Raw genomic sequence first — 22,339 nt, forward strand, 5'->3', positions numbered from 1 at the left:
CCTCACTCAGTCGTCGGCGGTATCGCCGTCTCCCCTGTACCCGCGTCCGTCCCCGCGATGTCCGTCTCGGCCTCGGGGTCCAGAAGGGCGCAGACGACGGTCAGCAGCTGGTCCACGTCCACCGGCTTGGGCACATAGTCGTTGGCGCCCCGCGCGATGGACTTCTCCCGGTCGCCCGGCATCGCCTTGGCGGTGAGTGCGACGATGGGCAGGCCGGTCCAGCGCGGGGCGCGGCGGATGGCGGCGATGGTCTCGTAGCCGTCCATCTCCGGCATCATGATGTCCATCAGCACGAGTTCGACGTCGGGGTTGCGCTCCAGGGTCTCGATGCCCTCGCGGCCGTTCTCCGCGTAGAGCACCGGCATGCCGACGCGGCCCAGGACGTGGGTGAGCGCGAAGACGTTGCGGATGTCGTCGTCCACGATCAACACCCGCCGCCCCGGCAGCACTTGACCGGCCCGGCCGGCCTTCCACGCCTCCAGCTTGGTGGGTGTCGGCCACGAGTCGTCCACCTCGTGCCCGGTGAACGCCTCGGACGACAACTGCTCGGCCGTCATGGGCAGTTCCTGGTCCTCGGTCGTCCGCCCGGTCGCCGCGTGGCCGGGGCTGACGACGGGGACGTACAGCGTGAAGGTCGAGCCGCAGCCGGGTTCGCTCTCCGCGACGATACGGCCGCCGAGCAGCCCGGCGATCTCCCGGCTGATCGACAGGCCGAGCCCCGTACCGCCGTACTTGCGGTTGGTGGTGCCGTCGGCCTGCTGGAACGCCTCGAAGATCACCGGGAGTTTCTCGGCGGCGATCCCGATGCCGGTGTCGGAGACGGCGAACGCGATGACCTCGTCGCTGTCGTGGGAGTAGCGGTGGTCGGGGTCCTTGACCCGGTTGACGCGGAGTTCGACCCGGCCGGTGGCGGTGAACTTGATGGCGTTGGACAGCAGGTTGCGCAGGATCTGCTGGAGCCGCTGCTCGTCCGACCACATCTCGCGCGGTACGTCCTCGCCGACCGACACCTCGAAGGCGAGCCCCCGGTCCAGGGTGAGCGGGCGGAACGTGGCGTGGACGTAGTCGAGGAGCTTGATGAGAGGGAGCCGTTTGGGGCGTACGTCCATCCGGCCGGCCTCGATCTTCGAGAGGTCGAGGATGTCGTTGATGAGCTGGAGCAGGTCCGAGCCGGAGCGGTGGATGGTGGTCGCGAACTGCACCTCCTGGTCGGAGAGATGGCCGTCCGGGTTGTCGGAGAGCAGCCGGGCCAGGATCAGGAGTGAGTTGAGCGGGGTGCGCAGCTCGTGGCTCATGTTGGCCAGGAATTCCGACTTGTACTGGGAGCTGGTGGCCAACAGGGCGGCCTTCTCCTCCAGTTCGGCGTTGGAGCGCTGCAACTCGGCCTGCTGCTTCTGGAGTTCGTCCGAACGTTCCTGTAACTGCATCGCGAGGCGCTGGGACTCGCCGAGCAGGGACTCCGTGCGGGAGTTGGCGATGATGGTGTTGATCGCGACGCCGATGGTGTTCACGAACTGGTCGAAGAACGCCAGGTGGACGTCGGAGAAGCGGGAGAACGAGGCCAGTTCGATGACGCCGAGGAGCTTGTCCTCGAAGATGATCGGGATGATGACCACGCTCGCCGGAGCGGCCTCCCCGAGCCCGCTGTTGATCTTGATGTAGTCCGGCGGGGCCTCCTCGACCAGGATCCGTTTCTTCTCCCGCGCCGCCTGCCGCACCAGACCGTGCACCGGCATGCCGCCCGTGTCGACGGTCGCGGCCTGCGCGGAACCGTATCCCGCGATGAACGCGAGGCCCTTGGCCGGGATCGCGGCCCGCAGGCTGTCCTCGTCGGGATCGGCCAGGAAGAACGCCCCGTACTGCGCGTTCACCAGCGGGGTCAGCTCGCGCAGGATCAGGTCGGCGACCTCCATCAGGTCCCGGTGCCCCTGCATCAGCGCGGCGAGCCGGGCCAGGTTGGACTCCAGCCAGTCCTTCGCGCGGGTCGTCTCGCGGAGGTTGGCCACCATCAGGTTGATGTTGTCCTTCAGCTCGGTGACCTCGCCCTGGGTCTCCACCGTGATCGAGCGGGACATGTCGCCCTGCGCCACCGCGGAGGCCACCTCGGCGATCGCGCGGACCTGGGTGGTGAGGTTCAGCGCGAGTTCGTTCACGTTGGTCGTCAGGCGCTTCCAGGTGCCGTAGACGCCCTCCACCCGTGCCTGGCCGCCGAGTTGGCCCTCGGAGCCGACCTCGCGGGCGACCCGGGTGACCTCGGAGGAGAAGGAGGAGAGGGTGTCGACCATCGTGTTGATGGTGGTCTTCAGCTCCAGGATCTCGCCGCGCGCGTCCACGTCGATCTTCTTCGACAGGTCGCCCTGCGCCACGGCCGTCGCGACCTGGGCGATGTTCCGGACCTGTGAAGTCAGGTTGTCGGCCATGTAGTTGACGTTGTCGGTCAGGTCCCGCCAGACGCCGGACACACCCAACACCTGGGCCCGGCCGCCGAGTCGGCCGTCGGTGCCGACCTCGCGGGCGACGCGCGTGACCTCGTCGGCGAAGGCGCGCAGCTGCTCCACCATCGTGTTGACGGTGTCCTTCAGTTCGAGGATCTCGCCGCGCGCGTCGACCGTGATCTTCTTCGACAGGTCGCCGTTGGCGACGGCGGTCGTCACCTGCGCGATGTTCCGGACCTGCGAAGTCAGGTTCAGGGCCATGAAGTTGACGTTGTCCGTCAGGTCCTTCCAGACCCCGCTGACGCCCCGCACCTGCGCCTGTCCGCCGAGGTTGCCCTCGGTGCCGACCTCACGCGCCACGCGCGTCACTTCGTCCGCGAAGGCGGAGAGCTGGTCCACCATCGTGTTGATGGTCGACTTCAGCTCCAGGATCTCGCCCTTCGCCTCCACCGTGATCTTCTTGCCGAGGTCGCCCTGCGCCACCGCCGTCGACACCAGCGCGATGTTGCGGACCTGTGAAGTCAGGTTGTCGGCCATGAAGTTGACGTTGTCGGTCAAGTCCTTCCACACGCCGCTGACGCCCCGCACCTGAGCCCGCCCGCCGAGGTTTCCTTCCGTGCCGACCTCGCGGGCGACGCGTGTCACCTCGTCGGCGAAGGCGGAGAGCTGGTCGACCATCGTGTTGATGGTCGACTTCAGTTCGAGGATCTCGCCCTGGGCGTCGACCGTGATCTTCTGACTCAGGTCGCCGTTGGCCACGGCGGTCGTCACCTGGGCGATGTTCCGCACCTGCGAAGTCAGGTTCGACGCCATGAAGTTGACGTTGTCCGTGAGGTCCTTCCACACCCCGGACACGCCCCGCACCTGCGCCCGCCCGCCCAACTGGCCCTCGGTGCCGACCTCGCGGGCGACGCGTGTCACCTCGTCGGCGAAGGCGGAGAGCTGGTCGACCATCGTGTTCACGGTGAGCTTCAGTTCGAGCAGTTCACCGGTCGCCTCGACGGTGACCGTACGAGTCAGGTCGCCGCGCGCCACCGCCGTCGTGACGAGGGCGATGTCCCGGACCTGCGCGGTCAGCCGGGCCGCCATCGTGTTGACCGCCTCGGTCACGTCCCGCCAACTGCCCGACAGACCCTGTACCTTGGCCCGTCCGCCGAGTCTGCCCTCGGTGCCGACCTCGCGGGCGACCCGGGTCACCTCCCCGGTGAACAGGGAGAGTTGGTCCACCATCTTGTTCACGGCCCGGCCCAGCCGCCGTAGATCACCGCGCAGCTGCCTGCTGCCGTCGTGCAGATCGACGCGCTGGGTCAGATCGCCGCCCGCCACCGCGTCCAGGACGCGGGTCGCGTTGGCGGCCGGGGCGACCAGGGCGTCGAGGAGCTGGTTGACGTCGTTGACGCGGGAGGTCCAGCCGCCCTGGCCGGGGCTGGCCGAGAGGCGTTCGTCGAGGCGGCCGTGGCGGATCAGCTCCCGTTTGACGCGCTGCGTCTCGGAGTTGAAGTGGGTGCTGCGGTCCATGATCTGGTTGAAGGCGGCGGTCAGTTCGGCCACCATGCCGTGACCCGTCTCCGGTGCCTTCGTGAAGTCGCCGTCGCGCGCCGCCGTCATCACGGCGAGCAGCGGGCGGAGATCCGATGCTCGAATCCAGTCCTCTTTGTGTCCGTCTTCGAGCACACGCGTAGCACTGTTCTCACTCATGGCGGCCCACTTCGGTAACTCGGCGCTTATGGCCGCCGCCAGTCTGTCACTCTGTCCGCATCGACCGAGGCGTATTCGTCCGATCTGCTCGGGGAGCTGTGCATGGGGGCAATTCCGACGCAACGGGAGACCACTTCGCGTGCTCCCGGCGCGCCCGCGCACCACGGCGCGGACCCGCGCACGACCGTGCGCGCCACGCTCTCCGGAAGCCCCCTCGCGCCCGGCTCCGCCCGCGGCCTGGTCCGCGCCGCGCTCCGCGAATGGACCGAACTCGCCCTGCCCGGCACCGAACACCTCACCGACCGGCTGACCGAGGACGCGATGGTCGTCGTCAGCGAACTCGTCACCAACGCCGTCGTGCACGCCGGTACGGACGTCGAGTTGATCTGCCGCCTGGAGGACACCCGGTCCGTCGTCGTGGAGGTCGCCGACCACCACCCCTCCCGCGCCCCGCGCGACAACAGCGGTGAACAGGCGTACGAGACACCGGAGTTCGGGCGCGGACTGCGGCTCGTCTCCACGCTCGCCGAGGCCTGGGGCGTCACCTACCGCACCGGCACCAAGACCGTGTGGGCCCGCCTTCCCGCCGAAGGCAGCCCGGTCGCCGAGGAGTTGGAGACGTACGGCGGTGAACGCGGCCTGCGCGTCGCCGAGATCCTCGCCCCCGAACCGCAGCGCGCCGAACGCGACCGGGACTGGCTCGGCCGCGGCGCCCTCTCCTTCCTCGCCGAGGCCTCCGACCTCCTCGCCGGACAGCTCGACGAGGACCTGGTCGCCGCGCTCGCCGGACAGCTGATCGTGCCGAGACTGGCCGACTGGTGCGCCGTATGGCTGGAGGACGAGGCGATGGGCCGCGGCGGTTGGGGTGAGGACGCCGGGGCCGGCGCCGGACCGCGCCTCGCCCGCGTCTGGCACGGCAGCGAGAACCGCATCGAGGAACTGCGCGGCGCCCTGGAGAAGCACCCGCCCCGCCCGCAGGACTCACTGCGGCCCGCGTCCTACCCCTGGCCCGGCGACGCCCTCGGCCCGCACGGAGCCCACGGCGCGGCACTCGCGTACCGGCTGATCGCGGGCGGCCGTCCGCTCGGCACGCTCGTCATCGGACGGTCCGGGCTGCCGTGCTTCCCCGACGAGGTCACCGGCCTGGTCGAGGACCTCAGCCGCCGGGTCGCGCTCGCCATCGGCGCGGCCCGCCAGTACGCCCGCCAGGCCACCATCAGCCGCGTCCTCCAGCGCGGCCTGCTGCCCGGCGCCGTAGCCGAGATCCCCGGAGTCCACAGCGCCCTCGTCTACGAACCCTGCGACAAGGGCGGCCCCAGCGGCGACTTCTACGACCTCTTCCCGGCCGGCGACGGCCGCTGGTGCTTCGCCCTCGGCGACGTCCAGGGCAAGGGCCCCGAGGCCGCCGTGGTCATCGGCCTCGCCCGCCCCTGGCTCCGCCTCCTCGCCCGCGAGGGCTACGGCGTCGCCGACGTCCTCGACCGCCTCAACCAGCTCCTCCTCGACGACGCCACCGAGGCCGCCGACGCCGCGGCCCACGCCCTGGTCGCCGCGGGCGGCATGCCTGGCCCGGTCGGCGACGGCCCCCGCTTCCTCTCCCTCCTCTACGGCGAGCTGGTCCCCTTCGACGGCGGCGTCCGCTGCACCCTCGCCTCCGCCGGCCACCCGCTGCCCCTGCTCCTCGGCCCGGACGGCACCGTCGCCACGGCCGCCCGCCCCCAGACCCTCCTCGGCGTCATCGAGGACGTCACCTACACCAGCGAGACCTTCGAACTCCGCCCCGGCGACAGCCTGTTGTGCGTCACCGACGGAGTCACCGAGCGCCGCTCCGGCTCCGTCCAGTTCGACGACGGCGACGGCCTCGCGACCGCGCTCGCCGGGTGCGCGGGCCTGAACGCCGAGCTGATCGCGGAGCGGATCAAGCGGCTGGTGCACGAGTTCGGGGGGCGTCCGCCGGAGGACGACTTGGCGTTGCTGGTGCTTCAGGCGGAATCGGCGGGCGGGGCGGAGTAGCCGGTTGTGCGGGTGGTGGACGGGTGGCCGGGCGCCGGTTCGGCGACGGCGACGGCCTCGCGACGGCGCTCGCCGCCCGCGCGCCGAGCGGATCAAGCGGCTGGTGCATGTGTCCTGGGGCCTTCACGGGAGAACGACCTGGCGTTGCTGGTGCTTCAGGCGGAGCAGGCGGAGTAGTCCGCCCGGTGCTGGACAATGGAGGACATGCCTTCCGCACTCCCCGACGGTGATCCCGTCCCCGACGACGGCGCCCTGCCCGCGCAGGCGCTCGCCGGGGCCGCAGACCGCCCCCTCGGGTTCTATCTGCACGTCCCGTACTGCGCGACCCGCTGCGGCTACTGCGACTTCAACACCTACACGGCGACCGAGCTGCGCGGCACGGGCGGAGTGCTGGCCTCCCGCGACAACTACGCGGACACCCTGATCGACGAGGTCCGCCTGGCCCGCAAGGTCCTCGGCGACGACCCGCGCCCGGTCCGCACGGTCTTCGTCGGCGGCGGCACCCCCACGCTGCTCGCGGCGGGCGATCTCGTACGGATGCTGGGCGCGATCAGGGACGAGTTCGGCCTCGCCCCCGACGCGGAGATCACCACGGAGGCCAACCCGGAGTCGGTCGACCCCGCCTACCTCGCGGCCCTCCGGGACGGCGGCTTCAACCGCGTCTCCTTCGGCATGCAGAGCGCGAAACAGCACGTACTGAAGGTCCTGGACCGCACCCACACCCCCGGCCGCCCCGAGGCCTGTGTCTCCGAGGCCCGCGCGGCCGGCTTCGACCACGTCAACCTCGACCTGATCTACGGCACCCCGGGCGAGAGCGACGACGACTGGCGCGCCTCCCTCGACTCCGCCCTCGGCGCGGGCCCCGACCACATCAGCGCCTACGCCCTGATCGTCGAGGAGGGCACCCAGCTCGCCCGCCGGATCCGCCGCGGCGAGGTCCCGATGACGGACGACGACGTCCACGCGGACCGTTACCTCATCGCCGACGAGGTGATGTCGGCGGCGGGCTTCGACTGGTACGAGGTCTCGAACTGGGCGACGTCGAAATCCGGCCGTTGTCTCCACAACGAGCTCTACTGGCGCGGCGCCGACTGGTGGGGCGCGGGCCCCGGAGCGCACTCGCACGTCGGCGGCGTCCGCTGGTGGAACGTGAAGCACCCGGGCGCGTACGCGGGGGCGCTCGCCGCCGGCCGCTCCCCGGGCGCGGGCCGGGAGATCCTCTCGGCCGAGGACCGCCGGGTCGAGCGGATCCTGCTGGAGCTACGGCTCCGGGAGGGGGCGCCGCTGGACCTCCTCCGGCCGGAGGGGCTCGCGGCTTCGCGCCGGGCACTGGGGGAGGGGTTGCTGGAGACGGGGCCGTACGGGGAGGGGCGTGCGGTGCTCACATTGCGGGGGCGGTTGCTGGCGGACGCGGTGGTCAGGGACCTGGTGGACTGATTCACTCGGCGGAGTGAATCAGTGCGGAACGTCGGTTCGGTCCCTACGCTGGTTCCTAGGCTGCCGTCGACAGAACGCGGCGGATGTGGAGGACCACGGAGATGACCGCTGTGGATGAGCGTGGGATGGCCGAGTTCTTCGCGGGGTTCGAGCCTCCCGACGGCATCAAGGCAGAGCTTCTCCGGGGGGAAGTCGTGATGATGTCCAGCCCTGATCTGGTGCACAACCGGATCGTCGCGGAGGTGCAGGATCAGATCCCGCACCGGCGTTGGGAGCGGCTGCAGACTCAGGACGTCGACATCATCGACGAGGCCAGCGAGCCGGTACCGGACTTGGTTGTGCTGGAGCGTGGCGTCAGCCCGGAGTCAGGGCGCTTGCTGCCGAGTCGGCTGATCACCTTGGTGGTCGAGGTCGTCTCCAAGACCAGCGTCGACCGGGACTACGGCGTCAAGCGCTCGATCTATGCCGCGGGCAAAGTACCGGCCTATCTGATCGTCGACCCGGTCATGGCCCAATGCGTGCTGCTCACCGAACCCCAAGGTGTTGGTGACGCGGCCGACTATCAGGTGCAACGCATCACCAAGTTCGGCGACCCCGTGCCTTTGGACCTGCTCGACGTCGAGTTGGACACCAGCGGGTTCGGAACACTTCCCGGAGTCAAGCCTCACCGCCGGCCGTGACGAAGTCGATCAACTCCTCCACCCTGCCCAGCAGTTCCGGCTCCAGGTCCTTGTAGGACTGGACCTTGGCCAGAATCGCCTGCCACACCGCACCGGTGTTTTCCGGCCAACCCAGGGCCCGGCACACCCCCGTCTTCCAGTCCTGCCCGTGCGGGACGCGGGGCCACGCGGCGATGCCCACTGAGGACGGCTTCACCGCCTCCCAGATGTCGATGTAGGGGTGGCCGACGACGAGCGCGTGCTCACTGGTGACCGACTGGGCGATGCGCCACTCCTTTGTGCCCGGTACCAGGTGGTCCACCAGGATGCCCAACCGCGCGTCCGGGCCCGGGGCGAACTCGTCCACGATGGCCGGCAGGTCGTCGACGCCCTCCAGGTACTCGACCACCACACCCTCGATGCGCAGGTCGTCGCCCCACACCCGCTCGACCAGTTCCGCGTCGTGCCGCCCCTCGACGTAGATCCGCCCGGCGCGGGCCACGCGCGCGCGTGCACCGGGAACGGCGACCGAACCGGACGCCGTACGGGTGGGCCGTAGCGGACTCGACACAGGCCTGACCAGGGTCACCACCCTGCCCTCCAGCAGGAAGCCCCTCGGCTCCATCGGGAACACCCGGTGCTTGCCGAAGCGGTCCTCCAGGGTGACCGTGCCGGCCTCGCAGCGGATCACCGCGCCGCAGAAACCGGTGCCCGGCTCCTCGACCACCAGGCCGGGGTCCGCCGGGACCTCGGGTACCGGCTTCGGCTTCTTCCACGGTGGGGTCAGGTCGGCGGAGTACTGGCGCATTCGGATGACGATAGGAGAACCGGCCCGCCCGGTTTCACGACACGCCGAAACGGGTCGCCAACGCGTCCCGTTGGGCCCGCACGAACCCCGCGTCCACCACCGCTCCGTGACCGGGCACGTACAGCGCGTCCTCGCCGCCGAGGGAGAGGAGCCGGTCCAGCGCGGCCGGCCAGTGCGCCGGTACGGCGTCCGGGCCCGCCTGGGGTTCGCCGGACTCCTCGACCAGGTCGCCGCAGAACACGACCGGCGGGGAGCCGGGGACGAGGACCGCGAGGTCGTGGGCGGTGTGTCCCCGCGTCGCCAGCAGCTGGACCTCCGGGCCGCCGTCCATGTCGAGCACCGTGGGGCCCCACACGTATTCACGGGGGCACACGAGGATGTCCGCCGCGTTCTCCGCCGCCCGCGGATCCAGGCCGTTGCGCACCGCGTCGGCCCGCAACTCCTCACCACCGCCCTCGAACACCTCGCTCAGGCCCCCGGCCACGAGAACCGTCGCCCCGGCAAAGACCGACGCTCCGAAGACATGGTCGAAATGGGCGTGGGTGAGCGCGAGATGGGTCACACGGCGCCCGGCGAGCGCCTGCGCCGCCGTACGCAACCGCGCGCCCTCCGCCACACTCGACCCGGCGTCGATCATGAGCGCCGAGCCGCCCCCGACGACCAGCCCCACCGTGCAGTCCCAGCCAGGCAGCCGGCACCGCCCCACCCCGGCGGCCAGCCGCTCCCACCCCGCCTCTTCCCAAGTCACCGTCATACGGCGACGCTAACGGTGAGGGCACCAGGGATTGACATCGCGGGACCGGCCTTGCCCGGGGTGTACCTCACGGCCGTACACTGGGCCGGGGAACGCTGGCACTCACGCGCACAGAGTGCCAGGAAAGGGCAGCCCGGCAACAAAACGGCGACCAGAACTGGAGGTGTGCGCGATGCTCAGCGAACGCAGGCTTCAGGTGCTGCGCGCCATCGTCCAGGACTACGTGGGCACCGAGGAGCCGGTGGGCTCCAAGGCGCTCACCGAGCGGCACAGCCTCGGAGTGTCCCCGGCGACCGTGCGCAACGACATGGCGGCCCTGGAGGACGAGGGGTACATCGCCCAGCCGCACACGAGTGCCGGGCGGATTCCGACCGACAAGGGCTATCGGCTCTTCGTCGACAAGCTCGCCGGCGTCAAGCCGATGACCGGCCCCGAGCGCAAGGCCATCCAGAACTTCCTCGACGGCGCGGTCGACCTCGACGACGTCGTGGGCCGTACGGTCCGGCTGCTCGCGCAGCTCACCCGGCAGGTCGCCGTCGTCCAGTACCCCTCGCTGACCCGCTCGACCGTCCGCCACGTGGAGCTGCTGTCGCTGGCCCCCGCGCGCGTGATGCTCGTGCTGATCACCGACACCGGGCGGGTCGAGCAGCGCATGGTGGACTGCCCGGCCCCCTTCGGGGAGTCCTCGCTCGCGGATCTACGCGCGCGGCTCAACAGCCGGATCGCCGGCCGCCGCTTCACGGACGTGCCGCAGCTCGTGCAGGACCTGCCGGACGCCTTCGAGAACGAGGACCGCGGCACGGTCGCGACGGTGCTCTCCACCCTCCTGGAGACCCTCGTCGAGGAGACCGAGGAGCGGCTGATGATCGGCGGCACCGCCAATCTCACCCGCTTCGGACATGACTTTCCCCTCACCATCCGCCCCATCCTGGAAGCCCTGGAGGAGCAGGTCGTCCTCCTCAAGTTGCTTGGTGAGGCGGGGGATTCGGGCATGACCGTACGGATCGGTCACGAGAACGCCTACGAGGGACTCAACTCCACTTCCGTGGTGTCGGTCGGCTACGGTTCGGGCGGCGAGGCAGTCGCCAAGCTCGGCGTGGTCGGACCGACCCGCATGGATTACCCGGGAACGATGGGAGCGGTACGCGCAGTGGCACGGTACGTCGGACAGATCCTGGCGGAGTCCTAAGTGGCCACGGACTACTACGCCGTTCTCGGCGTGCGTCGCGACGCGTCGCAGGATGAGATCAAGAAGGCCTTCCGCCGGCTCGCGCGCGAGCTGCACCCGGACGTGAATCCGGACCCGAAGACCCAGGAGCGGTTCAAGGAGATCAACGCCGCCTACGAGGTGCTCTCGGACCCGCAGAAGAAGCAGGTCTACGACCTCGGCGGCGACCCCCTCTCGCAGGCGGGCGGCGGCGGAGCCGGCGGCTTCGGCGCGGGCGGCTTCGGGAACTTCTCGGACATCATGGACGCGTTCTTCGGTACGGCGTCGCAGCGCGGGCCGCGCTCGCGCACCCGCCGCGGCCAGGACGCCATGATCCGGCTGGAGATCGAGCTGGACGAGGCGGCCTTCGGCACCACGAAGGACATCCAGGTCGACACGGCCGTCGTCTGCAACACGTGCAACGGCGAGGGCGCCGCCCCCGGCACCTCCGCGCAGACCTGCGACATGTGCCGCGGTCGCGGTGAGGTGTCGCAGGTGACCCGGTCCTTCCTGGGCCAGGTCATGACGTCCCGCCCCTGCCCGCAGTGCCAGGGCTTCGGCACCGTCGTGCCGACGCCGTGCCCGGAGTGCGCCGGCGACGGCCGCGTCCGCTCGCGGCGCACCCTCACGGTGAAGATCCCGGCCGGTGTGGACAACGGCACGCGGATCCAGCTCGCGGGCGAGGGCGAGGTCGGCCCCGGCGGCGGCCCCGCCGGTGACCTGTACGTCGAGATCCACGAGCTGCCGCACGCGATGTTCCAGCGCCGCGGCGACGACCTGCACTGCACGGTCACGCTCCCCATGACCGCCGCGTCCCTGGGCACGAAGGTGCCGTTGGAGACGCTGGACGGCATGGAGGAGGTCGACATCCGCCCGGGCACCCAGTCCGGCCAGTCGATCCCGCTGCACGGCAGAGGCATCACGCATCTGCGCGGCGGCGGCCGGGGCGATCTCATCGTGCACGTCGAGGTCACCACCCCGACCAAGCTCGACGTGGAGCAGGAACGCCTGCTCCGGGAACTGGCGAAACTGCGCGGCGAGGAGCGCCCCATGGGGACGTTCCAGCCCGGGCAGCAGGGCCTGTTCTCCCGGCTGAAGGACGCCTTCAACGGTCGCTGAACCGATCGTCGAATAGGTCGTCGAATCGGTCTCCGCCCCGGCACCCAGCGCGCCCCGAACAGGGCATGCATCTGGCCTATGCCGGGCGGAAGGCCGGATTCGGACTTGTTCGGAGGACGTGACAACATGCCGTCATGTCCTCCGCACTGACCGATCTCTTCCCTCATCCGATCGTGCAGGCCCCGATGGCGGGCGGTGTCTCCGTCCCGCTGCTCGCCGCGGCCGTGTCCGAGGCCGGCGGGCTGGGGTTCCTCGCCGCCGGGTACAAGACCGCCGACGGTATGTACCAGGAGATCAAGCAGCTGCGGAGCCTGACGTCCCGCCCCTTCGGCGTGAACCTCTTCATGCCGCAGCCGGAGTACGCGGACAAGGCGGCGGTCGACGTCTACGCCCACCAGCTGGCCGGCGAGGCCGCCTGGTACGACACGGAACTCGGCGATCCGGACAGCGGCCGCGAGGACGGCTACGACGCGAAGCTGTCCGTGCTGCTCGACAACCCGGTGTCCTTCGCCTCCTTCCACTTCGGCGTCCCCACCCGTGAGGTGCTGGACTCGCTGCGCCGGGCCGGCACCTTCACCCTCGTCACCGCCACCACCGCCGAGGAGGCCCTCGCCGTGGAGCGGGCCGGTGCCGACGCGGTGATCGCGCAGGGCGTCGAGGCCGGCGGCCACCAGGGCACCCACCGCGACCTCCCGGAGAACGACGGCTCCGGCATCGGCCTGCTCTCCCTGGTCGCCCAGATCCGCGAGACCGTGAGCCTCCCGATCGTCGCCGCCGGTGGTCTGATGCGCGGCAGCCAGATCGCCGCCGCCCTCGCGGCGGGCGCGAGCGCGGCCCAGCTCGGCACGGCGTTCCTCGCCACCCCCGAGTCCGCGGCGAACGCCGTGCACAAGCAGGCACTCACCAACCCCCTTTTCACGCGTACCGAGTTGACCCGCGCGTTCTCCGGACGCCCGGCCCGCGGCCTGGTCAACCGCTTCATGCGCGAGCACGGCCCGTACGCCCCCGCCGCGTACCCCGAGGTCCACCACCTGACCTCCCCGCTGCGCAAGCAGGCCGCCGCGGCCGGCGACGCGCAGGGCATGGCGCTGTGGGCAGGACAGGGCCACCGCATGGCCCGCGAGCTGCCCGCCGGCCAGCTGGTCGAGGTCCTGGTCGCCGAACTGACCTCCGCCCGGACAGCGTTGTCCGCCGGGGGGGAGCTCCGATGACGGCGCCGGTGTTCGTGGTCGAGTCCCTGGCGGGCGTGGGCCCCGGCTCCGTCGCCGAGGTGGACGGCCCCGAGGGACGGCACGCCGTTTCCGTACGACGGCTGCAGCCCGGCGAGGACGTCGTGCTCACGGACGGACAGGGCCGGGGCGCCGCCGGTGAGGTCCTCAGGGTCGAGGGCAAGGACCGGCTGTTCGTCGAACTCCACGCGTTCCCCGTCGAGTCGGAGCCCAGCCCCCGCATCACCGTCGTCCAGGCCCTCCCCAAGGGCGACCGCGGTGAACTGGCCGTGGAGACGATGACCGAGACCGGCGTCGACGCCATCGTCCCCTGGGCGGCCGCCCGTTGCATCACGCAGTGGAAGGGAGAGCGCGGCCTGAAGGCCCTCACGAAGTGGCGGGCCACCGCCCGCGAGGCCGGAAAGCAGTCCCGCCGGCTGCGCTTCCCGGAGGTCGCGGACGCGGCAACGAGCAAACAGGTTGCCGCACTTCTCGCCAAAGCCGACTTCGCCGCCGTGCTCCACGAGGACCGCGACTACGGCAGCGAACCCCTCGCCACCGCCGAACTCCCCACCGAGGGCGAGATCGTGCTGGTCGTGGGCCCCGAAGGCGGCGTCTCGCCCGAGGAGTTGGCCCTCTTCGAGGAGGCCGGGGCGAAGGCCTACCGGCTCGGGCGCAGCGTGCTGCGCACATCGACCGCCGGGACAGCGGCCACGGCCCTGCTCCTGGGACGCACCGGACGCTGGTCCTGAACCACAGGAACCACAGGGGAGACCACCGTGGAACTCGCCCAAGTGAGGCTGCTCGTCACCGACTTCGCCGCCTGCTACCGCTTCTACGCCGAAGTCCTCGGCCTGAAGCCGCAGTCGGGGGCGACCGAGGGGCCGTACGAGAAGTTCAGCCCGGCGGTCGGGTCGGCCGGGATCGCGTTGCAGGACCGGGCGATGATGGCCCAAGTCCTCGGTGAACTGGGGGAGTTGGTGACCGGGCACCGCTCACTGGTGGTGCTGCGGGTCGACGACCTGGACACGTACTGCGCGCAGATCGCCGACCGGGGTGCCGTGTTGCTGCACGGCCCCGCGCCGATGACGGACCGGATGCGGGTCGCGCATCTCAAGGACCCCGAGGGCAATGTGGTGGAGCTTCAGGAGTGGCTGCTGCTCCGGGGCTGACCCGTTGTGCGCCGGGTGGCTGCGCCCCGGGCGCACGGGTGGCCGTATGCGCTCTTCCGTGTGCGCCCCGACGGTGGCAGGCTGCCGTCCATGGGGGCGTTGAGGCAGAACTGGCGTCGGCCCCGCGGACGGCGGGTGGCCGCCGTGGCGGGGCTCGCGATGGTGTCCGTGGGCGGGGTCGTCGCGTGTCAGCCCGGTGATCTCAGCGCGGCGACCGTCGCGTACACCACCGACAAGACGGCGACCGCGGAGCTCAAGCGGGACCATGTGAGCGTCCGCTATCTGACCTGCACGGGCAACTACGGCAGCGGCAACAAGGCCTACACGCCCGGGAAGACGCCCTCGCCGACCGAGTCCACCGTCGTCTCCGTGGACTGCCAGGGGCAGACGAACGACAACCGGGACATCACCGTCACCGGCAAGGTCACCCGGGCCGTCGACGGCGCCTGTGTGCGCGGCGACCTGGTCGCCAAGGTGGGCGGCAAGCAGGTGTTCCACGTGTCCGGGCTCGGCGACTGCAACGCGGCGACGCCCTCGTCCGTGGTCAACCCGAACCCGAGCCTCACCTACGGCCCCGGACCGACCGTCACCGTCACGGTCACCAAGACCATGTGGTGCAAGGGCGACCCGACCTGCTGGCCCGTGGAGGGCAAGTGAGGGCCCTTCCATAGCGGGCAAGTGATCCAAACCGCTGTCCTCACAGGCCGCCGCTGCATACGCTGATCAGGTGACTCAGCCCTCAGCGTCCGCAGCCCAGGCCCGTCCTCAGGCCTATCTCCGCTTCCCGCACCTGCACGGCGAGTTGATCGCCTTCACCGCCGAGGACGACGTGTGGCTGGCCCCCCTCGACGGCGGCCGGGCCTGGCGGGTCAGCGCCGAGAACGTGCCGGTGACCCACCCGCGCATCTCGCCCGACGGCACCACCGTCGCCTGGACCTCCACGCGGGACGGCGCCCCCGAGGTGCACATCGCCCCGGTCGACGGCGGACCCGCCAAACGCCTGACGCACTGGGGCAGTTCACGCACCCAGGTGCGCGGCTGGACGGCGGACGGACAGGTCCTCGCGATCAGCACTCACGGCCAGGCGAACCTCCGCCGCAGCTGGGCCCGCGCGATCCCGCTGGACGGCGGACCGGCAACCACCCTGCCCTACGGGCCCGTTGGCGACGTAGCCATCGGGCCCGCCGCCACCGTCCTGCTCTCCGCCCCCATGGGCCGCGAGGCCGCCTGGTGGAAGCGCTACCGGGGCGGCACGGCGGGCAAGTTGTGGATCGACCGCGAGGGCGACGGCGAATTCACGCGCCTGCACGAGGAGTTGGACGGCAACATCGAGTACCCGGTGTGGGCGGGGGAGCGGATCGCGTTTCTCTCCGACCACGAGGGCACCGGCGCCCTCTACTCCTCCCTCGCCGACGGCACCGACCTCCGCCGCCACACCCCCCTTGGGGGCACCTCCCGGTCGAGCGAAGCCGAGAGTGGGGGAGGCTTCTACGCCCGGCACGCGTCCGGCGACGGCACCCGGATCACGTACTCCTCCGCCGGTGAACTCTGGCTCCTCGACGACCTGGACGGCGCCGAACCGCGCCGCCTCGACATCCGGCTCGGCGGACAGCGCACCGACCAGCAGCCCTTCCCGGTGTCCGCCGCCCGCTGGTTCGCCTCCGCGTCGCCCGACCACACCGCCCGCGGCAGTGCCGTCGCCGTCCGCGGCACCGTCCACTGGGTCACCCACCGCTCCGGCCCGGCCCGAGCCCTCGCCGCCACCCCCGGCGTCCGCGCCCGGCTGCCCCACACCTTCCGCGTCGACGGGGAGGAGTGGGTGGTGTGGGTGACGGACGCCGAGGGCGACGACGCCCTGGAGTTCGCCCCCGCCACCGGCCTCGCCCCCGGCGCCACCCCGCGCCGTATCGCCGCCGGACAGCTCGGCCGCGTCCTCGCGCTCACCGTCGCCCCCGACGGCAGCCGCGTCGCCGCCGCCTCGCACGACGGCCGCGTCCTCCTCGTCGAGCGCGAGACCGGCGAGGTCCGCGAGGTCGACCGCAGCGAGGACGGCGACGCCTCCGGCCTCTCCTTCTCGCCCGACTCCGCCTGGCTCGCCTGGTCGCACCCCGGCCCGCACCCGCTGCGCCAGCTCAAACTCGCCAACACCACCGACCTCTCGGTCACCGAGGCCACCCCGCTCCGCTTCCAGGACTACGCCCCCGCCTTCACCCTCGACGGCAAACACCTGGTCTTCCTCTCCACCCGCTCCTTCGACCCGGTCTACGACGAACACGTCTTCGACCTCGCCTTCGTGGTCGGCGACCGCCCGCACCTGATCACCCTCGCCGCGACCACCCCGTCCCCCTTCGGACCCCAGCGCCACGGCCGCCCCTTCGAGGCCCCCGACAAGGACGAGACCCCCGACAGCGAGGGCCGCCCCACCACCCGTGTCGACCTCGAAGGCCTCGCCGACCGCATCGTCCCGTTCCCCGTCGAGGCCGGCCGCTACTCCAACCTGCGCGCCGCCAAGGATGGCGTCCTGTGGCTGCGCCACCCCGTGCAGGGCGTCCTCGGCGCCACCCGCGCGACCCCCGAAGACCCGGACCCCAAAACCGAGTTGGAGCGCTACGACCTGGCCCAGCAGCGCATCGAGCACCTCGCGGGGGACGCCGAGCACTTCGAGGTCAGCGGCGACGGCAAACGCGTCCTGCTGCGCACCGACCACAAATTGCGGGTCGTCCCGAGCGACCGCCGCGCCGCCTCCGAGGACGACGACAGCGACTCGAACATCAACGTCGACCTCTCCCGCATCCGCCAGACCGTCGACCCGGCCGCCGAATGGCGCCAGATGTTCGACGAGAACGGCCGCATCATGCGCGACAACTTCTGGCGCCCCGACATGAGCGGCGTCGACTGGAACGGCGTCCTCGACCGCTACCGCCCGCTCCTCGACCGCGTCGCCACCCACGACGACCTCGTCGACCTCCTCTGGGAGGTGCACGGCGAACTCGGCACCTCGCACGCCTACGTCACCCCGCGCGGCGGCTACGGCAACGGCGAACGCCAGGGCCTGCTCGGTGCCGACATCTCCCGTCACGAGGACGGCAGTTGGCGCATCGACCGCGTCCTGCCCTCCGAGACCTCCGACCCCGACGCCCGCGCCCCGCTCGCTGCACCCGGCGTGGCCGTCCGCGCGGGCGACGCGATCCTCGCGGTGGCCGGCCGACCGGTCGACCCGGTCACCGGCCCGGCCCCCCTCCTCGTAGGCACCGCGGGCAAACCCATCGAGCTGACCATCTCCCCGGCCGGCGGCGGAGACCCCCGCCACGCGGTCGTCGTCCCCCTCGCCGACGAGGAACCCCTCTACTACCACGCGTGGGTCGCCGACCGCCGCGACTACGTCCACGAGCAGTCCGGCGGCCGCCTCGGCTACCTCCACGTCCCCGACATGCAGGCCCCCGGCTGGGCCCAGATCCACCGCGACCTGCGCGTGGAGGTGGCCCGCGAGGGCCTGGTGGTGGACGTCCGCTACAACCGGGGCGGCCACACCTCGCAGCTGGTGGTGGAGAAGTTGGCCCGCCGCATCGTCGGCTGGTCCCTCCCCCGAGGCAGGAGCCCGTACAGCTACCCCGAGGACGCCCCTCGCGGCCCGGTCGTAGCCGTGGCCAACGAGTTCTCGGGCTCCGACGGCGACATCGTCAACGCGGCGATCAAGGCACTGGGCATCGGCCCGGTGGTCGGCACCCGCACGTGGGGCGGGGTGATCGGCATCGACAGCCGCTACCGCCTGGTCGACGGCACACTCGTCACCCAGCCCAAGTACGCGTTCTGGCTTGAGGGTTATGGGTGGGGGGTGGAGAACCACGGGGTGGACCCGGACGTGGAGGTGGTGCAACGCCCACAGGACTACGCGGCCGGGAGGGACACCCAGCTGGACGAGGCAATCCGCCTGGCGCTGGAGGCACTGGAGACCAGTCCCGCAAAAACTCCGCCCACTCTGCCCACCTAAAGGGGCGCGGGGAACTGCGCGACCAGCCACAACGCACCCGCACTCAACGACGATACGATGCGCACCGTAAAACGCCGTCCGCCTCCCGAAGGGGATCCCACATGCCAGGGGAACCGCAGAACGACTGCCTGTTCTGCAAGATCGTAGAGGGCCACATCCCGGCGACGATCATCCGAGAGACAGCCACCACCGTCGCGTTCCGGGACATCAACCCCCAGGCCCCCACCCACGTCCTCGTGATCCCCCGCGTCCACTACCCCGACGCCGCCTCCCTCGCCACCGCCGAACCGACGATCGCCGCCGACGTCCTGCGCGAGGCAGGCGAGGTCGCGGCGGACGAGAAGCTCGACAGCTACCGCGTCGTCTTCAACACGGGCACCGGCGTGGGCCAGACCGTGTTCCACGCCCACGCCCACGTCATGGGCGGCCGCGGCATGCAGTGGCCGCCCGGATAACCAACTCGCCATGTCCGTACGCGAATTGGTGGTCCTCGGCACCGCCAGCCAGGTCCCCACCCGCCACCGCAACCACAACGGCTACCTCCTCCGCTGGGACGGCGAGGGCATCCTCTTCGACCCCGGCGAGGGCACCCAGCGCCAGATGCTGCGCGCCGGGGTCGCCGCGCACGACCTCAACCGGATCTGCGTCACGCACTTCCACGGCGACCACTCCCTCGGCCTCGCGGGCGTCATCCAGCGCATCAACCTGGACCGCGTCCCGCACGAGATCACCGCGCACTACCCCCGCTCGGGCCAGCACTTCTTCGACCGCCTGCGCTACGCCACCGCGTACCGCGAGACGGTCGGCATCACGGAGTCCCCGGTGGCGGCGGACGGAGTGATCGCGACCACGGGGAACTACACCCTGGAGACCCGCAAGCTCTCCCACCCCGTCGAGTCCTACGGCTACCGCCTCACCGAACCCGACGGCCGCCGCATGCTCCCCGACCGCCTCGCCGCGCACGGCATCAAGGGCCCGGACGTGGGCCGCATCCAGCGCGAGGGAGCCGTGGACGGCGTCTCCCTGGACGAGGTCAGCGAGGTGCGACGCGGTCAGCGTTTCGCGTTCGTCATGGACACCCGCCTCTGCGACGGAGTGCACGCCCTCGCGGAGGGCTGCGACCTGCTGGTGATCGAGTCGACGTTCCTGGACGAGGACGAGCAACTGGCCGTGGACCATGGCCACTTGACCGCAGGGCAGGCAGCCCGGGTGGCCCGGGACGCCGGCGTCCGCCACCTCGTCCTCACCCACTTCAGCCAGCGCTACTCCGAGCCGGAGGAGTTCGAGCGGCAGGCGCGGGCGGCCGGCTTCGAGGGGGAGCTGACCGTGGCGCACGATCTACTCAGGGTGCCGGTTCCGAAACGGTTGTAAAACACCCGTACGATACTTCGATGCCCATTCCCAAAGCCGAACTGCACCTGCACATCGAAGGCACCCTCGAACCCGAGCTGGCGTTCGCCCTCGCCGCCCGGAACGGCGTCGAGCTGCCGTACGCGGACACCGAGGAACTCCGCAAGGCGTACTTCTTCGATGATCTCCAGACCTTCCTGAACCTCTACTACGAGCTCATGTCCGTCCTGCGCACCGAGCGGGACTTCGAGGACCTCGCCGACGCCTATCTCGCCCGCGCCGCCGCGCAGGGCGTGCGGCACGCGGAGATCTTCTTCGACCCGCAGGCGCACCTCGCGCGGGGCGTGGACATGGGCACGGTGGTGGAGGGCCTGTGGCGGGCGCTGGGGCACAGCGAGCGGAACCACGGCATCTCGACCCGGCTGATCATGTGCTTCCTGCGCGACGAGTCCGCCGACTCGGCCATGGCGACCCTGGACGCGGCGAAGCCGTACCTCGACCGCATCACCGGCATCGGCCTCGACTCGGCCGAGGTCGGCCATCCGCCGGTGAAGTTCCGCGAGGTCTACGAGGCCGCCGCCGCGCTGGGGCTGCGCCGGGTCGCGCACGCCGGTGAGGAGGGTCCGCCGGCCTACATCACCGAGGCGCTGGACGTCCTCGGCGTCGAGCGCGTCGACCACGGGCTGCGTTGCATGGAGGACGCGGACCTGGTCGCGCGGCTGGTGCGGGACCGGATCCCGCTGACCCTCTGCCCGCTGTCGAACGTACGGCTGCGCGCGGTGGACGTTCTCGCAGAGCATCCGCTCCCCGCCATGCTCGACGCGGGCCTGCTGTGCACGGTCAACTCCGATGACCCGGCGTACTTCGGCGGGTACGCGGGCGACAACTTCGACGCGGTGCGTTCGGCTCTGCGGTTGAGCGAGGATCGGTTGCGCGAGCTGGCCCGGAACTCCTTCGTGGCGTCGTTCCTGGAGGACGACGAGGAGCTGCGGGCTCGTTATCTGGCTGAGGTGGAGGCGTACGAGTTCTCGTAGGCGGGTGGTGTTGTGGCTGCGGGTCGGTGGGGGCTGGTCGCGCGGTTCCCCGCGCCCCTGAGAAGCGGGGCCTCGACGGAGATCTCGACGATCGATTGCGGCAGGTGTCGCCGACCGGAGCGCACCGCTACCGCCGTCATCGGCACCGCCACCACGATCAGCCCCGCCGCCAGAATCGCCCCCATCGCCGGGAACCCCGCACCCGCGGACAGCACACTCCCCACCAGCGGTCCCGCCGCCGTTCCCAGCGACGAGGCCGAGCCGACCAGGACCGCCCAACGGCCGCGCGGATCGAGGGAGGCGGCGAGGCCGAGGACGTAGGACAGGACGATCGGGTAGAGGGTGTTCCAGGCGATCTCGCCGGTCGCGAAGGTCCGCAGGTCGTGCGCGGACGCGCTGAGCACGATGCAGCCCGCGATGAGCGCCGTACCCGCGCCGATCGGTACCGCGCGCCCCAGCCGGGAGCCGAGTGCGCCCGCGCCGATCACGCCGACGAGTCCGGTGCCGAGCGCGATCGCGAAGACCGCGCCGACGGTGGCCTCGGAGAGGTGGGCCTGGGTGATGCCGATGCGTCCGCTGACGCCCCAGAGGGAGTTCTGCGCGAGGGACCAGCACAGCAGGGTGACGGCGAGGACCAGTCCGGCGCGGCGGTGGGGGAGGCCTGCGGTTTCCACGCGGGCGTGCTCCGTCGCCGTCGTACGCACCGGGAGGCGGCCGGTCAGCGGCCATACGGCGAGTGCGGTCAGCGCGATCGCGGCGAGCGGCTGGCCGTGGCCCGCGCCGAGGTGCGGGACCGTGAGGTAGACGGCGCCCGCGAGCGCGGACACGCACAACAGGCCGAGTGTGGAAGCGCGGTGGGGGTCTTGCTCGGCGGCGATCCCGGACGCGGCGACCGTGGTGGCCGTACCCGATCCGAAGCCGCCGACGAGCGCGCCCGCGACGACCGCGGGGACGGCGTGCGTGAGGGCGGCCGAGCCGTAGCCGAGGACGGCGAGGGCCAGGCCGATGCGGGCGAGGGTGCGGGGGCCGACCCGGTCGACGCGCGAGGCGAGCAGAAAGCCCGCCGTCGCCGAACTCAGCAGCAGCGCGCTGCCGACGGCACCGGCCTGCGTGGCCGACAGCGGAAGCCCGGCGTTGAGGCGGCCGACGGTGGTGGGCAGGAGGTAGGGGGCGAGATACCCGGCCGTGAAAAGGGCGACGAGGGGCCAGGGCGTGGTGGTGCTGCGGGCGGACACGGGCGTTCCCAGGGCATGCGAAAGAAGCGGCTCGAAAAGGGGATTGGGCGACGACCGTCGACGGACAGGAACGCGCGGGCAATTTGTATCAAGCACGCGGTTGGGGAAAGAAGGGCGGGGGGTGTGATGTGGGGCACGTTGTGTTTGGGGCGGGGAGTGCCGGGTAAACGCGCGCCCAATTTCCCGTGCCTGCGCGTGCCGGCGCGTGCCGACGCGGCC

General features: G+C 71.2%; 17 protein-coding genes. 13 read left to right on the forward strand and 4 right to left on the reverse strand.

The genetic code is table 11. From position 1 onward, the window contains the following. Window positions 1-2: 2 nt before the first annotated feature. Window positions 3-4,133 (reverse strand): HAMP domain-containing protein, encoded by a 4,131-nt coding sequence (locus tag ACIBJH_RS10500; protein WP_399116456.1) that lies wholly within the window; start codon window positions 4,131-4,133, stop codon window positions 3-5. 102 nt (window positions 4,134-4,235) lie between these two features. On the opposite strand from ACIBJH_RS10500, the gene ACIBJH_RS10505 reads away from it, so the two are divergent. From ACIBJH_RS10505 to ACIBJH_RS10515, 3 genes are all read left to right on the forward strand, one after another. Then, complete coding sequence (locus ACIBJH_RS10505) at window positions 4,236-6,146, forward strand: SpoIIE family protein phosphatase (RefSeq protein ID WP_399116457.1); 1,911 nt, start codon at window positions 4,236-4,238, stop codon at window positions 6,144-6,146. A gap of 204 nt (window positions 6,147-6,350) precedes the next feature. Next, window positions 6,351-7,583, forward strand: coding sequence for a radical SAM family heme chaperone HemW (gene hemW, locus ACIBJH_RS10510; RefSeq protein WP_399116458.1), 1,233 nt, complete (start codon window positions 6,351-6,353; stop codon window positions 7,581-7,583). Window positions 7,584-7,684: 101 nt separating this feature from the next. Next, the gene (locus ACIBJH_RS10515) at window positions 7,685-8,263 is read left to right on the forward strand and encodes a Uma2 family endonuclease (RefSeq protein ID WP_399116459.1); all 579 of its coding nucleotides are present in this window, start codon (window positions 7,685-7,687) and stop codon (window positions 8,261-8,263) included. Here ACIBJH_RS10515 and ACIBJH_RS10520 read toward each other — a convergent pair. Further along, window positions 8,241-9,050 carry a DUF3097 domain-containing protein gene (locus tag ACIBJH_RS10520; protein ID WP_399116460.1) on the reverse strand — a complete coding sequence of 270 codons (810 nt, stop codon included), beginning with the start codon at window positions 9,048-9,050 and terminating at the stop codon, window positions 8,241-8,243. The two genes, ACIBJH_RS10515 and ACIBJH_RS10520, sit on opposite strands and share 23 nt — an antisense overlap. A 34-nt stretch (window positions 9,051-9,084) precedes the next feature. Continuing rightward, window positions 9,085-9,804 (reverse strand): MBL fold metallo-hydrolase, encoded by a 720-nt coding sequence (locus ACIBJH_RS10525; RefSeq protein WP_399116461.1) that lies wholly within the window; start codon window positions 9,802-9,804, stop codon window positions 9,085-9,087. A gap of 172 nt (window positions 9,805-9,976) precedes the next feature. Here ACIBJH_RS10525 and hrcA point away from each other — a divergent pair, with 172 nt between their 5' ends. From hrcA to ACIBJH_RS10575, 10 genes are all read left to right on the forward strand, one after another. Next, on the forward strand, window positions 9,977-10,993 hold the full coding sequence (gene hrcA / locus ACIBJH_RS10530; protein WP_399116462.1) for a heat-inducible transcriptional repressor HrcA: 1,017 nt from the start codon (window positions 9,977-9,979) through the stop codon (window positions 10,991-10,993). After that, window positions 10,994-12,130, forward strand: a complete 1,137-nt coding sequence (dnaJ, locus tag ACIBJH_RS10535; protein ID WP_399116463.1) for a molecular chaperone DnaJ — start codon at window positions 10,994-10,996, stop codon at window positions 12,128-12,130. It begins immediately after the preceding gene. A gap of 134 nt (window positions 12,131-12,264) precedes the next feature. Next, on the forward strand, window positions 12,265-13,341 hold the full coding sequence (locus tag ACIBJH_RS10540; protein WP_399116464.1) for a nitronate monooxygenase: 1,077 nt from the start codon (window positions 12,265-12,267) through the stop codon (window positions 13,339-13,341). Continuing rightward, the gene (locus tag ACIBJH_RS10545; protein ID WP_399116465.1) at window positions 13,338-14,090 is read left to right on the forward strand and encodes a 16S rRNA (uracil(1498)-N(3))-methyltransferase; all 753 of its coding nucleotides are present in this window, start codon (window positions 13,338-13,340) and stop codon (window positions 14,088-14,090) included. Before ACIBJH_RS10540 ends, ACIBJH_RS10545 begins: the two co-directional genes overlap by 4 nt. Before the next feature lie 27 nt (window positions 14,091-14,117). Next, on the forward strand, window positions 14,118-14,510 hold the full coding sequence (locus tag ACIBJH_RS10550) for a VOC family protein (protein WP_399116466.1): 393 nt from the start codon (window positions 14,118-14,120) through the stop codon (window positions 14,508-14,510). Window positions 14,511-14,654: 144 nt separating this feature from the next. Continuing rightward, a complete protein-coding gene (locus ACIBJH_RS10555; protein WP_399116918.1) occupies window positions 14,655-15,167 on the forward strand; it encodes a hypothetical protein in 513 nt (170 codons plus the stop codon). Window positions 15,168-15,237: 70 nt separating this feature from the next. After that, complete coding sequence (locus tag ACIBJH_RS10560) at window positions 15,238-18,501, forward strand: S41 family peptidase (RefSeq protein WP_399116467.1); 3,264 nt, start codon at window positions 15,238-15,240, stop codon at window positions 18,499-18,501. Window positions 18,502-18,602: 101 nt separating this feature from the next. Beyond that, on the forward strand, window positions 18,603-18,956 hold the full coding sequence (locus ACIBJH_RS10565) for a histidine triad nucleotide-binding protein (protein ID WP_399116468.1): 354 nt from the start codon (window positions 18,603-18,605) through the stop codon (window positions 18,954-18,956). 10 nt (window positions 18,957-18,966) lie between these two features. After that, entirely contained in the window at window positions 18,967-19,872 is a 906-nt protein-coding gene (locus ACIBJH_RS10570; RefSeq protein WP_399116469.1) for a ribonuclease Z, read from the forward strand. A gap of 20 nt (window positions 19,873-19,892) precedes the next feature. Then, window positions 19,893-20,885, forward strand: coding sequence for an adenosine deaminase (locus ACIBJH_RS10575; RefSeq protein WP_399116470.1), 993 nt, complete (start codon window positions 19,893-19,895; stop codon window positions 20,883-20,885). Here ACIBJH_RS10575 and ACIBJH_RS10580 read toward each other — a convergent pair. After that, window positions 20,849-22,120: an MFS transporter gene (locus ACIBJH_RS10580; protein WP_399116471.1), complete on the reverse strand. Its 1,272-nt coding sequence runs from the start codon at window positions 22,118-22,120 to the stop codon at window positions 20,849-20,851. The genes ACIBJH_RS10575 and ACIBJH_RS10580 overlap by 37 nt on opposite strands. Window positions 22,121-22,339: the final 219 nt, after the last annotated feature.

Origin of the sequence: Streptomyces sp. NPDC050548 (genome assembly GCF_044457385.1) — a bacterium.
In the GTDB taxonomy this organism is placed as follows: domain Bacteria; phylum Actinomycetota; class Actinomycetes; order Streptomycetales; family Streptomycetaceae; genus Streptomyces.

Bases quoted from the DNA above. Each gene is read 5' to 3' on its own strand.
- ACIBJH_RS10500 (WP_399116456.1), bottom strand. From the start codon at position 4,133: ATGAGTGAGAACAGTGCTACGCGTGTGCTCGAAGACGGACACAAAGAG.
- ACIBJH_RS10505 (WP_399116457.1), top strand. From the start codon at position 4,236: ATGGGGGCAATTCCGACGCAACGGGAGACCACTTCGCGTGCTCCCGGC.
- hemW (WP_399116458.1), top strand. From the start codon at position 6,351: ATGCCTTCCGCACTCCCCGACGGTGATCCCGTCCCCGACGACGGCGCC.
- ACIBJH_RS10515 (WP_399116459.1), top strand. From the start codon at position 7,685: ATGACCGCTGTGGATGAGCGTGGGATGGCCGAGTTCTTCGCGGGGTTC.
- ACIBJH_RS10520 (WP_399116460.1), bottom strand. From the start codon at position 9,050: ATGCGCCAGTACTCCGCCGACCTGACCCCACCGTGGAAGAAGCCGAAG.
- ACIBJH_RS10525 (WP_399116461.1), bottom strand. From the start codon at position 9,804: ATGACGGTGACTTGGGAAGAGGCGGGGTGGGAGCGGCTGGCCGCCGGG.
- hrcA (WP_399116462.1), top strand. From the start codon at position 9,977: ATGCTCAGCGAACGCAGGCTTCAGGTGCTGCGCGCCATCGTCCAGGAC.
- ACIBJH_RS10540 (WP_399116464.1), top strand. From the start codon at position 12,265: ATGTCCTCCGCACTGACCGATCTCTTCCCTCATCCGATCGTGCAGGCC.
- ACIBJH_RS10545 (WP_399116465.1), top strand. From the start codon at position 13,338: ATGACGGCGCCGGTGTTCGTGGTCGAGTCCCTGGCGGGCGTGGGCCCC.
- ACIBJH_RS10565 (WP_399116468.1), top strand. From the start codon at position 18,603: ATGCCAGGGGAACCGCAGAACGACTGCCTGTTCTGCAAGATCGTAGAG.
- ACIBJH_RS10570 (WP_399116469.1), top strand. From the start codon at position 18,967: ATGTCCGTACGCGAATTGGTGGTCCTCGGCACCGCCAGCCAGGTCCCC.
- ACIBJH_RS10575 (WP_399116470.1), top strand. From the start codon at position 19,893: ATGCCCATTCCCAAAGCCGAACTGCACCTGCACATCGAAGGCACCCTC.